Source organism: Exiguobacterium sp. BMC-KP (assembly GCF_001275385.1).
In the GTDB taxonomy this organism is placed as follows: domain Bacteria; phylum Bacillota; class Bacilli; order Exiguobacteriales; family Exiguobacteriaceae; genus Exiguobacterium_A.
The window spans coordinates 452357-470299 of sequence record NZ_LGIW01000015.1 but is presented as its reverse complement, the minus strand read 5'-3'; the positions used below and the strand labels follow the sequence as shown (position 1 = coordinate 470299).

The window sequence follows — 17943 nt, the reverse complement described above, 5'->3', positions numbered from 1 at the left end:
CCCTTAAAAATCCTCTTTTTCAAGATAGGACCATTCTGAACCCGATAAGCTAACTTTGTCAATTAATCGCATCGATTGCTTCGCAATCGCCTGTTCGACAATCGTGATCGCTGCCCGGGCGTTTCCGTTCGGAACGACGTCAATCTTCTCTGTCAGCGTTTGTCGTGCGTCCTCCGTCAGTTCATACCCAAACCGTGCAGCATATCCTTCGATGATTTGAATCAACTCTTCTGGCGTATAATTCGGGAAGTGAAATGAACGCTTAAAGCGTGATTTCAATCCTGGATTACTAGCAAGCAACGCGTTCATCTGTTGCTCGTAACCGGCAAGAACGACGACGAGATTATCTTGATGTTTCGTCATCTCGTCAACGAGCGTATCGATCGCTTCCTTTCCGAAGTCATTCGCTCCCCCATTTAAAGCATATGCCTCGTCGATGAATAAAACACCACCAAGCGCGTCTCGGATCGCATCGCGCGTTTTTTGCGCCGTTTGTCCGACGTAACCAGAGACGAGATCCGCACGACTGACGACTTTTAAATGTCCGCGTTTCAAATAACCGCATTGTCGTAAGACATCAGCATAGAGTTGGGCGACGGTCGTCTTACCTGTCCCGCTATTGCCGCTAAAGACCGCGTGCAATTCGACTGGCAACACTTTATAGCCCGCTTCACGACGGCGTTTTTGCATCGATAACAACGCTTCAATTTGCTTCAGTTCATCTTTAAGATCAGACAATCCGACGAGCGAAGCAATCCGTTCCTCAACTGTAGCATCCGGTTCCTGCACCATCTCAAAATCCGTTTGTTCGAGTAAGGCAAAATCCTCGTGACTCGCACTTTCTCCAAGGCTCGCCCCTTTTTTGAAGATGGCATCAAGCACGATGTTTCGGACGGCCCGACCGTTTCCGAAGCTCGCGTCAACACGTTCTCGCTCTAGGCGACCGAGTAATGCTCGTTCTGCTTGTTCCGTCAAGACGTAATCGTTCGCTGTCGCGATCGACCGTCCGATCGCAAGCAGTTCCTGATCCGTATAGTCGGCGAGCAAATAATGATTCGATTCCGGGAAACGACTCCGAAGTCCCGGGTTCGCCTTGAGAAAATCGCGCATCTCTTCCGGATAACCGGCAAGAACGACTGCAAACCGTCCTGCATACTCACCACTCGTCATTGCGGCGACGAGCGTATCAATGGCTGCTTGTCCATAATCGTTCCCACTTTGCCCGGCCCGTTTTAAGGCGTAGGCCTCATCAATGAAGAGCACACCTCCTACGGCTTCACGGACCTTACTCATGACTTGTTCTTCCGTTTGACCGACGAACGCGCCGACGAGCGATGAACGATCTGTCTCAACGACTTCCGGTCGTTCAAGAAGTCCGAGTTCGTGGTAAATTTTCGCCATCAAGCGAGCAAGTGTCGTCTTCCCAGTTCCGGGATTGCCCATGAAAATCATGTGTAAAGATGGCTGGTCGCTCGAACGATAGCCATCTTCCGATCGTTTTTGTTGATACTTCAAGAACCGATACATATGGTGAACGCGTTGTTTGATGTCTTCAAGACCAATCATCGCGTCGAGTTCCTCGAGTGCCGATCGTTCGACTTGTTTACTTTCAACGGGTAACAAGGCAACGACACGCTTGAGATCCTGGATTGTCGTCGCCTTCAGTTCCGTCATCTCACGGAACGCTTCTCGGGAATAGAAACGTTCTTGTAAGCTATCGACGAACGTTTGCGCGGTCTGTTCAAGCGTCGCACTCGAACGAAGTAATGCTGTTCCAGCCTCAAACAGTTCCGTCCAGCGTTCAGCATCTAAGCGACGCAGTCGTTCTGTCAGTTCGACGATTTGATCCGTCTCCTCGACGATTTGGCTGGCTTGGAGGATCAGTTCCTTCGTCGCCGATCGTTTGGCGTTCGCATTATCCGTCTCGCGAATCGTCGGGAACGTATGCGCGACGAGACGTTGATACGTACTTTGTAATTGTTGTTCCGTTAATAACTGTTCGAGACGTGCTGGCAAGCGATCGTGCTGACGAATCTCTTGCATCCAGCTTTCAGCAAGTGCATCGAGTCGTCCTGTCATGATGTAACGATGCTCGACGAGTAACGCTAATATTCGGACGAGTGCTTCCGTTTCGCCAAGTAGCCGACTACTTTGGGCATATCGTAACGCTAGCACCTCCTCGACTTTTGCGCCCTCTTCCCACACCTTGATTTGATTGAACATCTCCTCTTTCGAGAATGCTTCCATGTTGAACCTCCTGCGTCTCGAAAAAACCGACTTTGTCCGCTACCGTTTCGTAGCGTCATCGCCGGTCGTTTCTTGATTATTTTGCTTTTAACCAATCCGGATCGAACGTATCGATCGTTTCAAAACTCTTCATTTTGACAGAGTAGAACAACTTACCGTTATTCCGTGATTCCGCACCGAGTACTTTCGAACGGTCGGATGCTACATAATACGTCGCTTGTTCTTGATTGTTTTCTTTATCGAAAATTGATGGATATTGTTTGATCCAGTCTTCCGGTACTGTACTCGATGGTTCTTTTTTCACATACACGTCTGCTGCCATTCCGGCAATGTCCGCTTCCCCTTCGACTTGTCCAAAGTCACCTTTGTTGATGAAGGCGAGGATTTGTTCATTGAACCCACGTGAGAGGAATGGGCGTGGCGCACTGACACTTTTGCCCGCTTTCGTCTCATTGACTAATTTGCCTGTCGCATCATACTCACGGAACATCGTCCCGTTCCAGATCGCAAGCGACCCTTTTGACGGACCGTCTACGACTTCTGTCCGGAAGTGTCCTTTGTCATTAAAGACAACTTCATACGTCCGAGATTCAAGTTCATCCTTTTTCGTCGCGAGTTTCTTCTCAACATATTGAATGCGTGTCATCGTATAGAACGGTTTGACTGTTGCGGCCTTTTCATCGCTTGCAGTCTGCGTCTTATTCAAGAGATAAAAATTGTAGGCAAGGAGGATCGCCATTGCCACGATTGCTACTGCAATCCACGTGCTCGTTCGTTTCGTCATGCCATGTACACCTTCCTAGCTCAAGTCTCTATTCCCTATCATCGTATCGGTTTTAAGGGGGAAATACAAAGGGTTTGTCCAAGATTTCACGATTTCTGAGTAAATTCGTCAGACTTTTGAACAAATGAAAAGATCGTCGTGACGACAAAAAAAGACGAACCGATTGGATTCGGTCCGTCTGCTATCATGGTCGTGGTGCTTTAGGTGTCAGTGAGACGATCAGTGAATCATCGACTAAGTAATAACTATGATGTGGCATTTCGCGTAAATAGCCTTCTTGAAAAAGTTTGGCACAATCGACTTGCATCGTCTTTGTATGTGCTTTGAGCGGCAACTTTTTGACATGGTGCAAGTACTGATCGACAGCGATCTGGACATGATCCATTTCATAAACCAGTTCTCGGTCCTTTGCCTCCATAATGGCAAACGTCTCACGTGACATATAAAACTCTTGTGTCGAGCGTGCTTTCAACTGATGTTCCAGTTGGGTCAAATCGATTCGCTGTTCTGCATCTAGGAGAACCGTCCGATTCGTTCCTTTTGGTAGTTCGGATTCAAAGGCATGGGTTGCTCGTTTGACTTCTTCAAGCGTCACGTCACGCATCGGTAAAAGATTTTCACTCTTCGGTTGGAACCACTTCTTGAATCGATTCATCGTATTCTCCTCTCGTCAAAAAAGGTGGGGTTTCCCCCACCTTTGATTCATCATCTTATGCTTGTTGGAGACGCTCACGAAGGACCATTGGTAAGATCCCGCCGTGACGGTAGTAATCGATGTCGACTTCTGAATCAAAACGAGCGATTGCTTCGAATTCAGTGACTTTTCCGTCTGCCGCAGTTGCTGTGACTTTGACGATGTCACGTGGACGAACAGACTCATCGATTGCGATACTGATTGCTTCTTCACCTGTTAGACCAAGTGTTTCAGCTGTCGTGCCTGCCACGTATTGAAGTGGAAGAACACCCATCATGACGAGGTTTGAACGGTGAATCCGCTCGAAGCTCTCCGCGATGACGGCTTTAACGCCGAGTAAGTTCGTTCCTTTTGCTGCCCAGTCACGTGAAGAACCCATCCCGTAATCTTTACCAGCGAGGATGACGAGACCTGTGCCATCTTCTTTGTACTTCATCGCAGCATCGTACATCGCCATCGTTTCGCCTGTTGGCCAGTACGTCGTGAAGCCACCTTCAGTACCTGGAGCGACTTGGTTACGGATTCGGATGTTCGCGAACGTTCCGCGCATCATGATTTCGTGGTTACCACGACGTGAGCCGTATGAGTTGAAGTCTTTTGGTGCAACCCCTTTGTTGACGAGATATTGACCGGCTGGCGTCGTTTTCGAGAATGAACCAGCTGGTGAGATATGGTCAGTCGTGACCGAATCAGCGAACTTACCGAAGACACGGAGTCCGTTGAGTGCTTCGACTTGACCCGCTTCCTTCGCGAGGTTCTCGAAGAACGGTGGGTTTTGGATGTATGTCGACTCACCGTCGAAGTCATACTGATCTCCTGTTGGCACGTCAAGGTTGTTCCAACGTTCGTTTCCTGTGAAGACTGAATCGTATTCTGCACGGAAGCTTTCTGGTGTGACGACTGTGTTGATGATCGTTTGGATCTCATCACGCGAAGGCCAGATGTCAGCGAAGAAGACTTCTTGTCCGTCTTTGCCTGTTCCGAGTGATGCGTTCATGATATCGACGTCGACCGTTCCTGCAAGCGCATAAGCGACGACGAGTGGCGGTGAAGCCAAGTAGTTCGCTTTGACGAGCGGGTGTACACGACCTTCGAAATTACGGTTTCCTGAGAGGACAGACGAAACGAGTAAGTCTGAGCCGAGGATTGCATCTTCGACAGCACGGTCAAGTGGACCGGAGTTACCGATACATGTCGTACAGCCGTAACCGACCGTGTTGAAGCCGAGTTCGTCAAGGTACGTTTGGAGTCCTGATTTCTCGAGGTAATCCGTAACGACTTTCGATCCTGGCGCAAGTGATGTCTTGACGTATTTCGGAACCGAAAGACCGAGTTCGATCGCTTTTTTCGCGACGAGTCCCGCACCGATCATGACGTAAGGGTTTGATGTATTCGTACAGCTTGTGATCGCAGCGATTGCCACATCCCCTGTACGCATCTCAACCGCTTCGTCTTCGAACTGAACGACTGCGACTTTGTTCGCTTCTTCTTCCGCTAATCCGAATCCAGCGTTTCCTTGTGGAGCCGTTAACGCTTTTTTGAATGATGTATGCACATCCGTCAAATCGATCCGGTCTTGTGGACGTTTTGGTCCAGCAAGGGCAGGAACGATCGTTGAAAGATCAAGTTCGACTGTTTTCGTGAATGTTGGATCTTCGTTTTGTGGCGTGTAGAACAAACCGTTTGCTTTCGAGTAGTTCTCGACTTTTTCGATTAATTCTTCATCGCGACCTGTCAAACGAAGGTACGTCAATGTTTCTGTATCAACTGGGAAGAATCCACATGTTGCACCGTATTCTGGCGCCATGTTTGCGATTGTTGCCCGGTCAGATAGTGACATCAAATGGAGTGATGGACCGAAGAACTCGACGAATTTACCGACGACGTTCTCTTGACGGAGCATTTCTGTCACGCGAAGGGCGACGTCTGTTGCTGTCGTTCCTGGGTGCATCTCACCTGTGATGCGTACACCGATGACTTCTGGTACTGGGAAGAACGATGGCTGTCCGAGCATGCCCGCTTCCGCTTCGATTCCACCGACACCCCAACCGAGGACGCCGAGACCGTTGATCATCGTCGTATGTGAATCCGTTCCGACGAGTGTATCTGGATACACATCAACTGTACCGTCTGCTGTTTCCTTTTCAAGGACGACAGATGCCAAGTACTCGAGGTTAACTTGGTGGACGATTCCTGTTGCAGGTGGTACGGCACGGTAGTTATCGAATGCCGAAGTCGCCCAGCGAAGTAATTTGTAACGCTCTTCGTTACGCTCAAATTCGAGATCCATGTTTTCTGCAAGTGCACCAGCAAAACCGTATGCATCGACTTGAACCGAGTGGTCAACGACGAGGTCGACTGGTACTTCTGGGTTGATGACCGATGGGTCTCCACCGAGATCTTGCATGGCTTTACGAAGTGATGCGAGGTCAACGACCGTTGGAACACCTGTGAAGTCTTGAAGGATAACGCGTGACGGTTTGAACGGAACATCGACATCGTTCGAAACTTGAGCTGTTCCCCATTTCGCCAAGTTCTCGACGTGTTCACGTGTAATCGAACGACCATCTTGTTGACGAAGTACTGACTCGAGTAGGACACGAATCGAATATGGAAGACGTTTGACTTCCGTCAATCCGAGTTCTTCCAATTTTTCAAGACTGTAGTACTGATAATTCTTACCGTTTGCTTCAAACGAACGGCGTGCGCCAAAGACATCTTGCGACACATCTGTTTGCTTCATGGTGATTCCCCCTTTAAGTGTTCACGACATCAAGCCCCTGATACCGCTTACTTGTACAGTTCTATCATAGTATAATATGGATTCGGTTACAATTTGAAAGAACAAAAGACTTTCGATAAGTTTTACTTATTGCCAATATTAGAAAATTATTCTGTTGTGCAGATTTTCTCATATTTACAGTCAGGCGTTTCCATTTAGAATGTTCAGGGTACTTAAAAAGTGTAGTACGATATCCGATTCTTGTGGAGGCGTTTATTATGGCGAAATATAAAAGCGATGCAACGCACGTCATTACGACAATCATTTTTAGCGATTTAGAACAAGCAAAAACTGGCTTTGCAATGATTAAAGACCTTGAGGCGATCAAGGAAATCGAAATGGATCAGATGGTTCTTGCGAAACGGGACGAAGCGGAAGGCTTCTCTTTCATCGATGCAATCGACTTCACGCAACAAGATCAATCCTTTAAAGGTTCTCTTATCGGTATGGCGATTGGTGTCGTCGGTGGTCCGTTCGGTATGCTCGTCGGTTCTGTCGCTGGCTATTTGATTGGTGCGAATCGAGATGAGAAAAACGAACGGGAATCGTTTGATTTGTTCAACCGAACGCTGAATCAGATCAATCCCGACCATTACGGTGTTATCCTCATCAGTGAAGTTAATGAAGATTCGGAAGCTGTCAATGCCATTGCCGCTGAACTCGGCGCGACGATTCGCCGGTCAGGTGAGACGTTGCCGGATGGTGCCGTCTAATAAAAGTAGATTTATCAGCTTCGCGTTCTCGTTCTATACGAGAACGTTTTTTTGTGCCATTAAATACTCTAAGATCAAAACGTCCTCAGAAGTATTAGTGATGATAGTTCTCTAATTCATCAATCATCTGTTGAGCTACTCGTTGCGTCGTATCAGGATCGACTTTATTTAAAGAATGTTGTTGTACGGTTATGATGATGTTCTTAAAGCTGATCATGATGAGATCGGATCGATTTGACAGCTCTTGATTGAGTTCCTTATTTTCGTCATTTGATTGATACTGAAGCATATCATTTCCTATGTATTGATCTGTATAAGCGAAGTGAACCGATACTTGTGTGTCTTGGTTCTTGTTTTCAAAATAAAGTGACTCTTGTGTTGATCCACTGTCGATTGTTCCATCAACAGTTAACCAGCGTCTCTTACCGAAACTTAATGCTCGATCTACAACCGTGAAATCGTCTCCTACCGTGCTCGCTTTCAATTGGAAATGATGTATCTTTACGTGCTGATTCATGTGTTCAAACAATTTTTCATACTGCTCATGCGTCAACACTCGATGTCGCTTCTCGTCTATCTTTTGACTCGTATGAGTAGCTGTTTTGATCTCTGCTTTCGACTTTGTCGTGGCTGCCTCATCTGTGCACCCAGCGAATAAAATCACACTCGAAACCAGAATCAACATTCTTCCTCTCCGTTTCATCGAACATCCTCCTATGACGAACTACTTCACTTCGCCTTAAAATTGTATAGTGGTTTAATGATGTCGACGACGTCGACTGTCTCTTTCGTGTTGCGAATGATTTCGTCCATCGGTTTGTAGACGAACGGTGACTCGTCACGTGTCGATGCGACGACAGAACTCGACCAGACATCGGTCATTGTCTTTTCGAACGCCTCTAGTTCAACCGTTTTAAATGCTTTTGATCGCGACATGATACGCCCTGCACCGTGTGGCGCGGAGTAGTTCCAATCGGGATTTCCTTTTCCGACGACGATCAAGGAGCCATCGCGCATGTTCATCGGAATGATTGCTCGCTCGCCTGCTTTCGCAGAGATGGCACCTTTTCGTAGAATCATCGCCTCGAGATCAATATAGTTGTGAATCGTATCGAACTGATCTGCTACCGTCCATCCCATCGCCTCGAAAATGACCTCAGTCATCGCTTGCCGATTCAGTGCCGCGTAGCGTTGCGCAATCTGTAAATCATGTAGATAACGTTCCATCGCTTCACCGGAAACAGATGCTAAGTTTTTATTAAACGAAGATCGTTGTTCCTTCAGTTGTTGTAAAGTCTCCTGAATATCTGACTCGAGCCCCTGTTGCTTTAATTCCGCAATCACTTGGTCCGCATCAAACTGGAAACGCGTCGTTTCCGCTTCTGCTTGATAATGTTCAGCAATTGTCTTACCAAGATTGCGACTGCCAGAATGAATCACGAGATACAAGTATCCTGCTCCATCCTGATTCAATTCGATAAAATGATTCCCTCCACCGAGCGTACCGATCGACAATCGTGCGCGTGTCTCGTTGAACGGTGCAAGTACTTCATTAAACAGTACCTGTTCAGACAATGGATGGGCTTGCTGCCGCACTGACATGCCACTTGGAACAAGACGCTGAATCGTTGCATCCAGTTTCGCATAGTCGATCGGTCCCTGTTCAACGAGTCGTGTACATAACATGCCACAACCAATGTCGACACCGACGAGGTTCGGTACGACCTCGTCCGTCACATGCATCGTCGTTCCGATGACGGACCCTTTTCCAGCGTGACAATCCGGCATGATCCGGACATGACTGTCTGTCGCGAATTGTTCGTTTAACATGGTGGAGACTTGCTTAATCGTCAGATCGTCAACGTTATCTGTGAAGATTTTGGCTTCTCCGTAAGTACCTTGAATTGTTTTCATGTGATTTATCCTTTCTTTCCTATCCATTGATCATTCTGCTGTTTCTTGCATGATTTCAATGAATTGTTTCGTCAGTGTCGTCGGTCCCGTCTCCGTTAACCAGACGAAAGCCGTCGTACTTGATGCACCTGACAGGTATGTCTGGTGTAGTCCTGTCATATCTAGTTCCCGCAATGTACTTTCCGGTAAGACGGTTACAGCTTGTCCACTGCGTACGAGTCCGATCAGCGTCAAAACGTCGGAACATGTCTCTTGCGACACGACGCCTAACCGTTGACTTAATGTCTGAAAGACACCGAGCCCTTCTTGACTTGGAATGATGATATCTGCGGTCGGATGATCAGGGTGCCACACTTGATGAAATGGTTCTTCCTCCATCCATTCGATCGAGATCCCTTGCGCATCAATCGGGAGACGAACAAATGCTGCATCAAGTGACCGCTCCTTCAACCGTTCGATGAGTGCACTGGATTCTCCTTGGTGAACTTGTAAGATGATACCGGGATGTCGCCGCTTCATCAGTTCAATCCATTCGACTAAACGACTAGCTGATAACGTGTTAACACCAATCCGCAAAATTCCTGTCCGCCCGGCTTCAATGTCACTCACCTCCATCCGTGTCTCCTGCTCAAACTGTAGCAAGGAGACCGCCCGCTCATACAAACGACTGCCGCTTGGTGTAATCCGGATCCCGCGCCCTGCTCGTTCGACGAGGCGAACCCCGAGCTCTTCTTCCATTCGTCGAATCTGCTGGGTTAAGGCAGGTTGTGCCATCCGTAAGCGCTCTGCTGCTCGCGTAACGGACTGTTCCTCAAAGACCGCACAAAAATAGCGATACTGCCGTAAATCCATATTCATCATCTCTTTCATATGTTTTCGTGTATAAAGATATATGAATCATAACATCAATCATATGCTATGATGCAGGAATATCTGAAGTTAACGAAAGGAGCTTTTTCATGAAACAAACGACTTCTACCTTCCAGTGGATCGTCTTTTTACTCGCGAACACGATTGCGTTACCAATCGTCGTCGCCAGTCTGTTCGACCTCTCCTCAGTCGAAACAGCTGCCCTTGTACAACGGTCGTTCTTTGTAGGCGGGATTGCCTGTTTCCTACATGGCGCTTTCGGCCACCGGCTTCCGATCGTATCGGGACCTGCCGGATCATGGGTCAGTATTTTCGTCGTCATCGCCGCCTTACCGGTCGATTCAAAAACAGCCTTTACGATTGCAATGGCAGCTGTCGTCATTGCTGGTGTTGTCCTCATCATCCTTGGTTTAACAGGATGGACGAAATACTTATTACCTGTCTTCACACCGCTCGTCAGCGGAACATTTTTGCTCTTATTATGTATTCAATTAACAGGTGTCATGCTCGGTGCCGTACTTGCTGTTGAAGCAACACGTCTCGCCGGGATCATCACGTTCTTGCTCGTTCTCGGACTCAGCCAATTTGGTCCGAGTCGCTTGCGCCCATTTGCCTTAATGATCGGAATTCTCGTCGGTTGGCTCGTTAGCCGTCCATCGCTTCCTGCGTCGTCTAATTTATTCGCACCACCACAAGCGTTACCATTCGGGTGGCCGCAGTTTGACGGCAGTGCATTTCTTGTCGCGATTCCGTTCGCGATCTTACTCGTTGTCAACTTGATTGCTGCCTTAAGTGCCGTCGAAGCGACGCTTCAAAAACAAGGACGCTTGCACCAAGGGTTATCGATCGAAGGTGTCATTCACCTACTTGCTGCTACGTTCTCGACGCTCGTACCGGTTCCTTTACCGATCACGAGTGGATTCATCGCGCAAACCGGTAGCCGGAAACGTCGTCCGTTCTTGATTGCCTCACTCGTCATCGCGCTGATCGGTTTCTTCCCAAGCTTGATCGGGATCATTGCGACATTACCACGTAGCGTCGCGAGTGCCGCGTTGCTTGCGACATTGCCGCACATGTTCCTGATTGCCTGGCAGTCAGCGGAAAGTAACATGGAAAATAGTCGACGCCGTCACGCGTTTGCGATCAGTGCCGTCATCGGCATCAGTATCTTGTTACAATCAACCGTCATCGCAGAAGTCCTGCCGTTGACGCTTCGTCCGTTCCTCAGTAATGGACTACTCGTCGGAACAATGCTTGTGCTCGGTTTCGAAATCATCGAAAAAGTGCGTTCCCGTCGCGCAAAACAAGCGGATCGATTAGCGAGCTAATCATTTGAATTAAATTGAACTAAAAAATAGCCTTTCCGGAGCATGTCGGAAAGGCTATTTTTATATCCTCATCTTCAATTAAAAACAAAAAACTCCCTCAACGCACCTCGCGCCACCATTTCCGTGTCGTGCTCCCTGGTGTCACACTCTCCCCAATCATCGGTGTCAAAACAGGAATCTCATCGCGTTTTGCTTCTTTCAATAACCGTTCGACCGGTTCGAACCAAGCGTGAAACGCGAGGATAAAAGCGGACCAGTGAATCGGCATCAAGACCCGTCCTTTGACATCGCGGTGCGCTTGAACCGTTTGTTCCGGTAACATATGCGAATTCGACCACCGAACATCATACTGACCACATTCCATCATCGTCAGATCAAACGGACCATATTGTTCACCAATCGCTTTGAAGTGCGGACCGTATCCGCTGTCGCCACTAAAGAAGACTTTTTGTGAACCTTCGATGACCCATGACGCCCAAAGTGTTGAAAACTGATCGAGACCATTTCGACCGGAATAATGACGTGACGGAGCTGCCGTCAGTGTAATACCGCCAACTTGCGTCGACTCATGCCAGTCGAGTTCCGTGATCCGATCTGCTGATACGCCCCATCCACGCAGACGACTACCAACACCGAGCGGCACGATGAAGCGACCGACTCGATTTTTCAAGGCGAGGAGCGACGGATAGTCAAGATGATCATAATGATCATGTGAATAGACGACAACATCGATCAATGGAAGACGTTCGAGGTCAACCGTTTGCGTCGTTTGAAAACGTCCCCCACCTAGTTTTGGGAATGGTGACGGGGCGCGACCGAGCATCGGGTCAAAGAAAATCGTTTGCCCGTCAAGTTCGAGTAAAAACGCTGAATGTCCAAACCATGTGACACGTGGTGCTTCGCTATCGTCTTGCCGTCGTTGATACGGAAGCGTTGGCAATGCTTTGACAGGACGTAGATTCGGAATGTTTCTTCCGTAGTCCTTTAAAATACTTTTCATCGATTCCCATTCCATCTTCAACTGGAAATCCGTCTCATTTTTGAATTTCCCGTCGATAAAACGATCTGACCGTTCAAAACTACGTCGATCCGCTCGGCTTGGGCGTTTACCGAACACAGGATACCGGTTGATGAACCACGCACTTGCAAGACCGATTCCTGCTAAAGCTGTCACTACTTTTTTCATGTCTTATCACCTCTTCGATGCTCTCAGTATAGCACCTCGATTCCTCACACATCTCGCCCTACGACTCAAGGTGCGAAAAAAAGTGAAGTTCACCGAAAGCGGTGTCTTCACTTCTAGGTATTAGTCGATATCGTCGGCTTTCCATTTCGCCCGGTCGCTCTTCTCACCGTCCTCACGATGATTGGATTCATAGGCGTTGTTCCCTGGATTTTCGACTTTATTGTCATCGTGCCGATGATCGTGGTCATGGTTATGATGATGCTCATGGTCATGATCATGGTCGTGATTTCGATCCTTGACGAACAATGCAAGACCGCCGCGCTCAACTTCCGCGTAATGCCGTTCTGCCTCATCATCTGAATGCCCGACACGTTTTAACGTCTCACGAAGCGGTGGTTCTTTAGAGAACTTTGATTTGACTTGATCGATCCAGCTTGCACCTGATGCTTCGTCTGCTGCGTCATCTCGACCCACTACAGAAAAGTCCGAATCATGATGCCCCTGTTGTTTCAAATCCTCAATTTTTCGTTCTAGACTCGATTGATCCTGATAGATTCCAACAAACCGTTTCGCCATCACATGACACCTTCCTTTTTCATATGAATTCAAACACGCTCTATTTTTACCCTTGTTCGATTGTCATCAAACGAGATTTCAAGAACGAAAAAACGGACCACTTCGAAAAGTAGTCCGTGAAAAAATTAAAGTTGTTGTGGTGAATCGACCAATGTGATCGTTCCCTCGTTTTTCTGAACGAATCGCTCGTAGACGAAATCGTTCGCAAATAGCAATACAGCATTTTCCCAGCGGTCATACACAAGAACTGTCCGTGAATCCGTCAATTGTTTGACAGCAGCGACTTCTGCCGGTTTAATCCATTTTGCGACTTGGAAGTTCGCAGCATCCTTCAAGATATCAACGCCATACTCACCTTTGAGCCGGTGCTCGAAGACTTCGAATTGGAGTTGCCCGATGGCTCCGAGAATGATTTCGTTGTATTCCGTCTTGTAGACTTGGATCGCTCCTTCTTGCGCGAGCTGCTCGACACCTTTTTGGAACTGTTTCGACTTCAAGGCGTTTTTCGTATAGACCTTTAAGAAGAGCTCCGGTGCGAATGTTGGGAGTTCTTCGTATTGCAGTGATGGATCACCGTTCGTGATCGTATCACCGATTTGATAGTTACCTGAATCGTATAATCCAATGACGTCTCCTGCAAACGCTTCGTTGACCGTTTCACGCTCATCCGCCATGAATTGAGTTGACTGTGACAGTTTCATTTTCTTACCTGTCCGTGTCAAGACGACGTCCATCCCACGATCAAACTTACCCGTACAAATCCGGACGAAAGCAATCCGGTCGCGGTGGTTCGGGTTCATGTTCGCTTGAATTTTGAAGACGAAACCACTGAAGAATTCTTGAGCAGGTTCGACCTTCCCTTTGTTCGACTCACGTGGTGTCGGTGAAGGAGACAGGTTCAAGTAATGCTCGAGGAGCGGTGTAACACCGAAATCGACGAGGGCTGATCCGAAGAAGACCGGAGTCAGTTCGCCTTTTGCAATCAATTCTTCATTGTATTCGTTACCTGCGCCGTCGAGTAAGTCGACTTCGTCCATCAATGTCTCGTACATTTCCGAGTTGATTGTTGTCGCGAGTTCTTCGTTCGCTAGACCTTCTTCCCCGAGTTCGATCGTCTTACGATCGTTCTTGAAGCAATGGAATTGTCCTTTGACACGGTCGTAGACACCTTCGAACTGTTGACCTGATCCAGCTGGCCACGTCACAGCAACCGATGGGATGCCAAGAACTTCTTCGAGTTCTTCCATCAATTCGAGTGGGTCACGCGCTTGACGATCCATCTTGTTGATGAACGTAAAGATTGGAATACCGCGCATCCGACAAACTTGGAAAAGTTTTTTCGTTTGCGACTCGATCCCTTTCGCCGCATCGATGACCATGATTGCTGAGTCAACAGCTGTCAGGATCCGGTACGTATCTTCACCGAAGTCTGAGTGACCTGGTGTATCCATGATGGAAACGATTTTTTTATCGTATTCGAATTGCATGACCGAAGATGTTACGGAGATTCCGCGTTGTTTTTCGATTTCCATCCAGTCGGATTTCGCGAATTTCGAGTTTTTCCGTGCTTTGACAGAACCTGCCTCACGGATTGCTCCTCCGTGCAGGAGGAATTTTTCAGTTAATGTCGTCTTACCCGCATCCGGGTGGGAAATGATGCCGAAAATCCGACGTTTTTCGACTTCCGTTTGTAGAATGTTTGTCATGTATGGTAGTTCCTTTCACCGATATATTCAAATGTCCGATCAATCTTTTTTCGCAACTAGTCTATCATACCGAATTTTCAAGGTCTCGTCCATTTCACTTCATTGACTCAATTTTCAGATTAAAAGTTGACAATTTGACACTTTCTTCATTACGATGACTAGGAAGTTCACTATTACAGAAGGAGGAGACGTACAATGGTATTCCATCAAGCCCGGACATCTGTCCACACTGTCTTTGTATCGGCTACAACTGTACGTCACCCAATCGTTTAATTTTTAATTAAGCAGGGTGTGCGTATGCGTATACGTACATGCTGCCCTCTTATATTTGGACGGGTATGCCCATATTTGTGCGTATCCGTCTTTTCTATTGTCTAAAAACGGAATATAAGGGGTTTTCACTATGTTTAACGCACTCAAACAGCTTGATCGCAACATCTGGATCCGGTTCGTCGGGGAAACGATCACCGGAATCATGATGTTCATGATTGCACCATTTTTAGTTCTCTATTACGCGGATCGACTCGATTCCTACTTCTTAGTCGGTGTCATCATGGCGACCGGACCGATCATGTCACTCGTCGGAGCTGTCCTTGGTGGTCACTTCGCCGATAAGTTCGGTCGAAAACCACTGATGGTCATCTCGATCATCGGTGACGTCATCGCTTTGATTGGTTTCTCGTTCGCCGATTCATTCGGACCGCTGCTTGCTTTGAATGCACTGCTCGGTTTATCGAGTTCACTGTTCCACCCAGCGGCAAGCGCGATGGTCGCTGACGTCACACCACCGGAGCGGTTGAACGAATCGTTCGGTCTGCTTCGGATGGGTCATAACGTCGGAGCAGCATTCGGTCCACTTCTCGGAAGTGCCGTCCTATTCGTCGATCGTTCACTCATCTTCTACTCTGCTGCTTTCGTCTTTTTCCTATACGGACTCGTTCTCTATTTCTTCATCGAGGAGACGAAACCGGACTATATCGAAAAAACAGACGAAGTCAAAGTCTCTCCACTCACCGTATTACGGAAGGACCACGTCTTCCTGATCTTTATCGGTGCGGGTGTCTTCATTTCAATGGGCTTCGCTCTTGTTGAGAGCATGTTACCGGTCTTCTTGAAGGAAGCATTGCCAGGTTTACCAACGAAGCAAAATCCGTTCCCTTATTTGATGGCACTGAACGGGATCATGGTCGTCTTATTCCAATTCCCGATTGCGGCTCGTTTGTCAGGTAAGGCATTCGGAAAAGTCATGTTGCTCGGCGCCTCGATCTTCGGCATCGGCATGATTTTCCTCGCGTTCGTGCCGTCTTATCTGTTCTCACTTGGAACTGACTATGTCGTGCTCGTGACGATCTTACTTGCAATCTATGCATTCTATACGCTTGGTGAGATGATCATGTCACCTGTCCAGATGACATTCATCGCTTTGATTGCACCGGAACATCTACGAGGTACGTATAACGGTGCTGCGAGTCTGCAGTGGTTGATCGGTGGTGTCACCGCACCACTTCTCGGGTCCCTGTTCCTCGATTCAGGAAAAGGTGACTTCGCTTTAGCGTTCATCGGATTGCTCTGCTGTGTGTCGGGTGGGGTCTATCTTGCGCTTGATCGTTCAATTCAACGAGCGAAACGGTTAACAAAATCTGCTTAAAGTAAAAAAAGCGATGTGTAGCGCCCCGACTTCTGTCAGAGCGTTACACGTCGCTTTTCTCGTTAAGATGGTAATTGATTTGCCGCTACGAACGGACCGAACAGGACCGGTAACGGATCCAGTCGTTGCTGAATTTCTTCAATAAAATTCGTTGATCCGCTGACAAAGACGATCGGATCATTGACGGTGATCATCGTTAAAAACTCGTGCATCTGTTGTTCCCAACCTTCCTGACGGATATGATGCACAACCATTCCTTTCGTCGTCAACGATAGAACATTTGCTAACATGCGTTCCGCTAGTTCCTCAGCAGACACATGCAATAAGGTCGTTTTTCGACCACTAAGTAGCGCATGTCGTGCTTCATCGATGACAGCTCCAAGATGATGTTCTTCCGCAATCAACAAAATATCTTGTTGGCGCCAATTTTCCGTATGTCTATACTTACAAAAATGACGGCACGTATCAACAAGTTGATGGTGCACAATCGCCCAGGCTTGTAACAAAGGGGAACTTTCTTCAAGAGCATATTCAATCTGGATGGCTTGAAGGATTTCACGACTGATAATATCCGGGTACGTCAACAGAAACGATTTTGTTTGATCGATTTCATTCAGTAAAATCAATTTAAACAGTTCACTCGATTCATGCTGGTTTGTAATCTGGTTCAATAATTGACTCAGGCGTAAAATCCGTAATGCGCGAGTCCCTTCCTGAGCCCCCGCTTCCCGAAGCGCGCGCAGTTCTTCTTCGTACGTCGCCTCAAGCGAGTCATAGAAGCGCGTCGCGATCCGCAATCCCTTTTGCTCCATCGATGGACCGAGCTGTTGCAAAAGGTGTAATGCCTGATCGAAATGCATAATTTAACCTACCTTTCACCGTTCATTATGCGTTAATCTACTCATAAAAACAATCTCTAAAATGCATCTTATTTTTTGCACATTGAGAGTTGTAAAAGCTTGCGTACCCCCCTAGTATGTGTGTTAAGTAGGTGATGAAAATGCGCATGACACGTTATACGGATTATGCGATCCGGTCCCTGCTGTTCGCAGCAGCCCATCCCGATCGTTTAGTCCGAATCCAGGAAGTAGCGGATTGTTACGACATTTCTAAAAATCATTTGATGAAAGTAGTCTATCGTTTAGGACAGAGTGGTTTGATTGATTCTGTTCGTGGTCGTGGAGGTGGATTCCGATTAGCAGGTCCTCCAGATGCAATTCATATCGGTGACGTCGTACAACTGTTTGAACCAACCGTTCATTTTCTCGATCCGCAAGAAGGCATTCACGAGGTCCCTTCGCTTAATCCGGCACGTGATGCTTTCGATGATGCCATTGCGGCGTTCCATCAAGTACTCAATAGTTACACAGTACATGATTTGCTACATCCGACAGCTGACACTCATCCACAAATACTTGAAATGATTCCGAGCCGCGATTGAGCGGGCTCGGAATCTTTTTTATATCTCCCCCTCGCTCAATTGCGATTTCTCGAA

At 47.6% G+C, this 17943-nt stretch carries 15 protein-coding genes; 4 read left to right on the top strand and 11 right to left on the bottom strand.

Annotation, left to right across the window (positions count from 1 at the left end; all coding sequences use genetic code 11):
* Positions 1–3 precede the first annotated feature (3 nt).
* The 4 genes from ADM98_RS07880 to acnA all read right to left on the bottom strand — a co-directional run bounded on the left by ADM98_RS07880 (position 4) and on the right by acnA (position 6468).
* On the bottom strand, positions 4–2247 hold the full coding sequence (locus tag ADM98_RS07880) for an AAA family ATPase (protein ID WP_053452990.1): 2244 nt from the start codon (positions 2245–2247) through the stop codon (positions 4–6).
* A gap of 76 nt (positions 2248–2323) precedes the next feature.
* Positions 2324–3031: a hypothetical protein gene (locus ADM98_RS07875; RefSeq protein WP_023467799.1), complete on the bottom strand. Its 708-nt coding sequence runs from the start codon at positions 3029–3031 to the stop codon at positions 2324–2326.
* A gap of 184 nt (positions 3032–3215) precedes the next feature.
* The gene (locus tag ADM98_RS07870; RefSeq protein WP_053452989.1) at positions 3216–3686 is read right to left on the bottom strand and encodes a DUF3939 domain-containing protein; all 471 of its coding nucleotides are present in this window, start codon (positions 3684–3686) and stop codon (positions 3216–3218) included.
* Between the two features lie 55 nt (positions 3687–3741).
* Positions 3742–6468: an aconitate hydratase AcnA gene (gene acnA / locus ADM98_RS07865; protein ID WP_023467797.1), complete on the bottom strand. Its 2727-nt coding sequence runs from the start codon at positions 6466–6468 to the stop codon at positions 3742–3744.
* Between the two features lie 257 nt (positions 6469–6725).
* On the opposite strand from acnA, the gene ADM98_RS07860 reads away from it, so the two are divergent.
* The gene (locus ADM98_RS07860) at positions 6726–7220 is read left to right on the top strand and encodes a hypothetical protein (protein ID WP_053452988.1); all 495 of its coding nucleotides are present in this window, start codon (positions 6726–6728) and stop codon (positions 7218–7220) included.
* A 94-nt stretch (positions 7221–7314) separates the two neighbouring features.
* Here the strand turns inward: ADM98_RS07860 and ADM98_RS07855 are convergent, their stop codons facing one another.
* Genes ADM98_RS07855 through ADM98_RS07845 form a run of 3 tightly spaced genes read right to left on the bottom strand, consistent with a single transcriptional unit; the run spans position 7315 to position 9986 of the window.
* Positions 7315–7923, bottom strand: coding sequence for a hypothetical protein (locus tag ADM98_RS07855; RefSeq protein ID WP_053452987.1), 609 nt, complete (start codon positions 7921–7923; stop codon positions 7315–7317).
* A gap of 26 nt (positions 7924–7949) precedes the next feature.
* Complete coding sequence (locus ADM98_RS07850; protein WP_053452986.1) at positions 7950–9134, bottom strand: RNA-splicing ligase RtcB; 1185 nt, start codon at positions 9132–9134, stop codon at positions 7950–7952.
* 30 nt (positions 9135–9164) lie between these two features.
* Positions 9165–9986, bottom strand: a complete 822-nt coding sequence (locus ADM98_RS07845) for a LysR family transcriptional regulator (RefSeq protein ID WP_053452985.1) — start codon at positions 9984–9986, stop codon at positions 9165–9167.
* 107 nt (positions 9987–10093) lie between these two features.
* On the opposite strand from ADM98_RS07845, the gene ADM98_RS07840 reads away from it, so the two are divergent.
* Positions 10094–11332: a purine/pyrimidine permease gene (locus ADM98_RS07840; protein WP_053452984.1), complete on the top strand. Its 1239-nt coding sequence runs from the start codon at positions 10094–10096 to the stop codon at positions 11330–11332.
* Between the two features lie 97 nt (positions 11333–11429).
* Here the strand turns inward: ADM98_RS07840 and ADM98_RS07835 are convergent, their stop codons facing one another.
* The 3 genes from ADM98_RS07835 to ADM98_RS07825 all read right to left on the bottom strand — a co-directional run bounded on the left by ADM98_RS07835 (position 11430) and on the right by ADM98_RS07825 (position 14800).
* On the bottom strand, positions 11430–12518 hold the full coding sequence (locus tag ADM98_RS07835; protein ID WP_053452983.1) for an MBL fold metallo-hydrolase: 1089 nt from the start codon (positions 12516–12518) through the stop codon (positions 11430–11432).
* Positions 12519–12638: 120 nt separating this feature from the next.
* On the bottom strand, positions 12639–13094 hold the full coding sequence (locus ADM98_RS07830) for a general stress protein (protein ID WP_053452982.1): 456 nt from the start codon (positions 13092–13094) through the stop codon (positions 12639–12641).
* Positions 13095–13219: 125 nt separating this feature from the next.
* On the bottom strand, positions 13220–14800 hold the full coding sequence (locus ADM98_RS07825; RefSeq protein WP_053452981.1) for a peptide chain release factor 3: 1581 nt from the start codon (positions 14798–14800) through the stop codon (positions 13220–13222).
* A gap of 403 nt (positions 14801–15203) precedes the next feature.
* On the opposite strand from ADM98_RS07825, the gene ADM98_RS07820 reads away from it, so the two are divergent.
* Entirely contained in the window at positions 15204–16448 is a 1245-nt protein-coding gene (locus ADM98_RS07820; RefSeq protein WP_053452980.1) for an MDR family MFS transporter, read from the top strand.
* A 62-nt stretch (positions 16449–16510) separates the two neighbouring features.
* On the opposite strand, the gene ADM98_RS07815 is transcribed toward ADM98_RS07820, so the two are convergent.
* Positions 16511–17308: a hypothetical protein gene (locus ADM98_RS07815; RefSeq protein WP_053452979.1), complete on the bottom strand. Its 798-nt coding sequence runs from the start codon at positions 17306–17308 to the stop codon at positions 16511–16513.
* 140 nt (positions 17309–17448) lie between these two features.
* Between ADM98_RS07815 and ADM98_RS07810 the strand changes: the two genes are divergently transcribed.
* Positions 17449–17889 carry an RrF2 family transcriptional regulator gene (locus ADM98_RS07810; protein ID WP_053452978.1) on the top strand — a complete coding sequence of 147 codons (441 nt, stop codon included), beginning with the start codon at positions 17449–17451 and terminating at the stop codon, positions 17887–17889.
* The last annotated feature ends 54 nt before the right edge of the window (positions 17890–17943 follow it).

Excerpts from the sequence above, each read along its gene's own strand:
- ADM98_RS07880 (WP_053452990.1), bottom strand. The coding sequence starts at position 2,247 with ATGGAAGCATTCTCGAAAGAGGAGATGTTCAATCAAATCAAGGTGTGG.
- ADM98_RS07875 (WP_023467799.1), bottom strand. The coding sequence starts at position 3,031 with ATGACGAAACGAACGAGCACGTGGATTGCAGTAGCAATCGTGGCAATG.
- ADM98_RS07870 (WP_053452989.1), bottom strand. The coding sequence starts at position 3,686 with ATGAATCGATTCAAGAAGTGGTTCCAACCGAAGAGTGAAAATCTTTTA.
- acnA (WP_023467797.1), bottom strand. The coding sequence starts at position 6,468 with ATGAAGCAAACAGATGTGTCGCAAGATGTCTTTGGCGCACGCCGTTCG.
- ADM98_RS07860 (WP_053452988.1), top strand. The coding sequence starts at position 6,726 with ATGGCGAAATATAAAAGCGATGCAACGCACGTCATTACGACAATCATT.
- ADM98_RS07855 (WP_053452987.1), bottom strand. The coding sequence starts at position 7,923 with ATGAAACGGAGAGGAAGAATGTTGATTCTGGTTTCGAGTGTGATTTTA.
- ADM98_RS07850 (WP_053452986.1), bottom strand. The coding sequence starts at position 9,134 with ATGAAAACAATTCAAGGTACTTACGGAGAAGCCAAAATCTTCACAGAT.
- ADM98_RS07845 (WP_053452985.1), bottom strand. The coding sequence starts at position 9,986 with ATGGATTTACGGCAGTATCGCTATTTTTGTGCGGTCTTTGAGGAACAG.
- ADM98_RS07840 (WP_053452984.1), top strand. The coding sequence starts at position 10,094 with ATGAAACAAACGACTTCTACCTTCCAGTGGATCGTCTTTTTACTCGCG.
- ADM98_RS07835 (WP_053452983.1), bottom strand. The coding sequence starts at position 12,518 with ATGAAAAAAGTAGTGACAGCTTTAGCAGGAATCGGTCTTGCAAGTGCG.
- ADM98_RS07830 (WP_053452982.1), bottom strand. The coding sequence starts at position 13,094 with ATGGCGAAACGGTTTGTTGGAATCTATCAGGATCAATCGAGTCTAGAA.
- ADM98_RS07825 (WP_053452981.1), bottom strand. The coding sequence starts at position 14,800 with ATGACAAACATTCTACAAACGGAAGTCGAAAAACGTCGGATTTTCGGC.
- ADM98_RS07820 (WP_053452980.1), top strand. The coding sequence starts at position 15,204 with ATGTTTAACGCACTCAAACAGCTTGATCGCAACATCTGGATCCGGTTC.
- ADM98_RS07815 (WP_053452979.1), bottom strand. The coding sequence starts at position 17,308 with ATGCATTTCGATCAGGCATTACACCTTTTGCAACAGCTCGGTCCATCG.
- ADM98_RS07810 (WP_053452978.1), top strand. The coding sequence starts at position 17,449 with ATGCGCATGACACGTTATACGGATTATGCGATCCGGTCCCTGCTGTTC.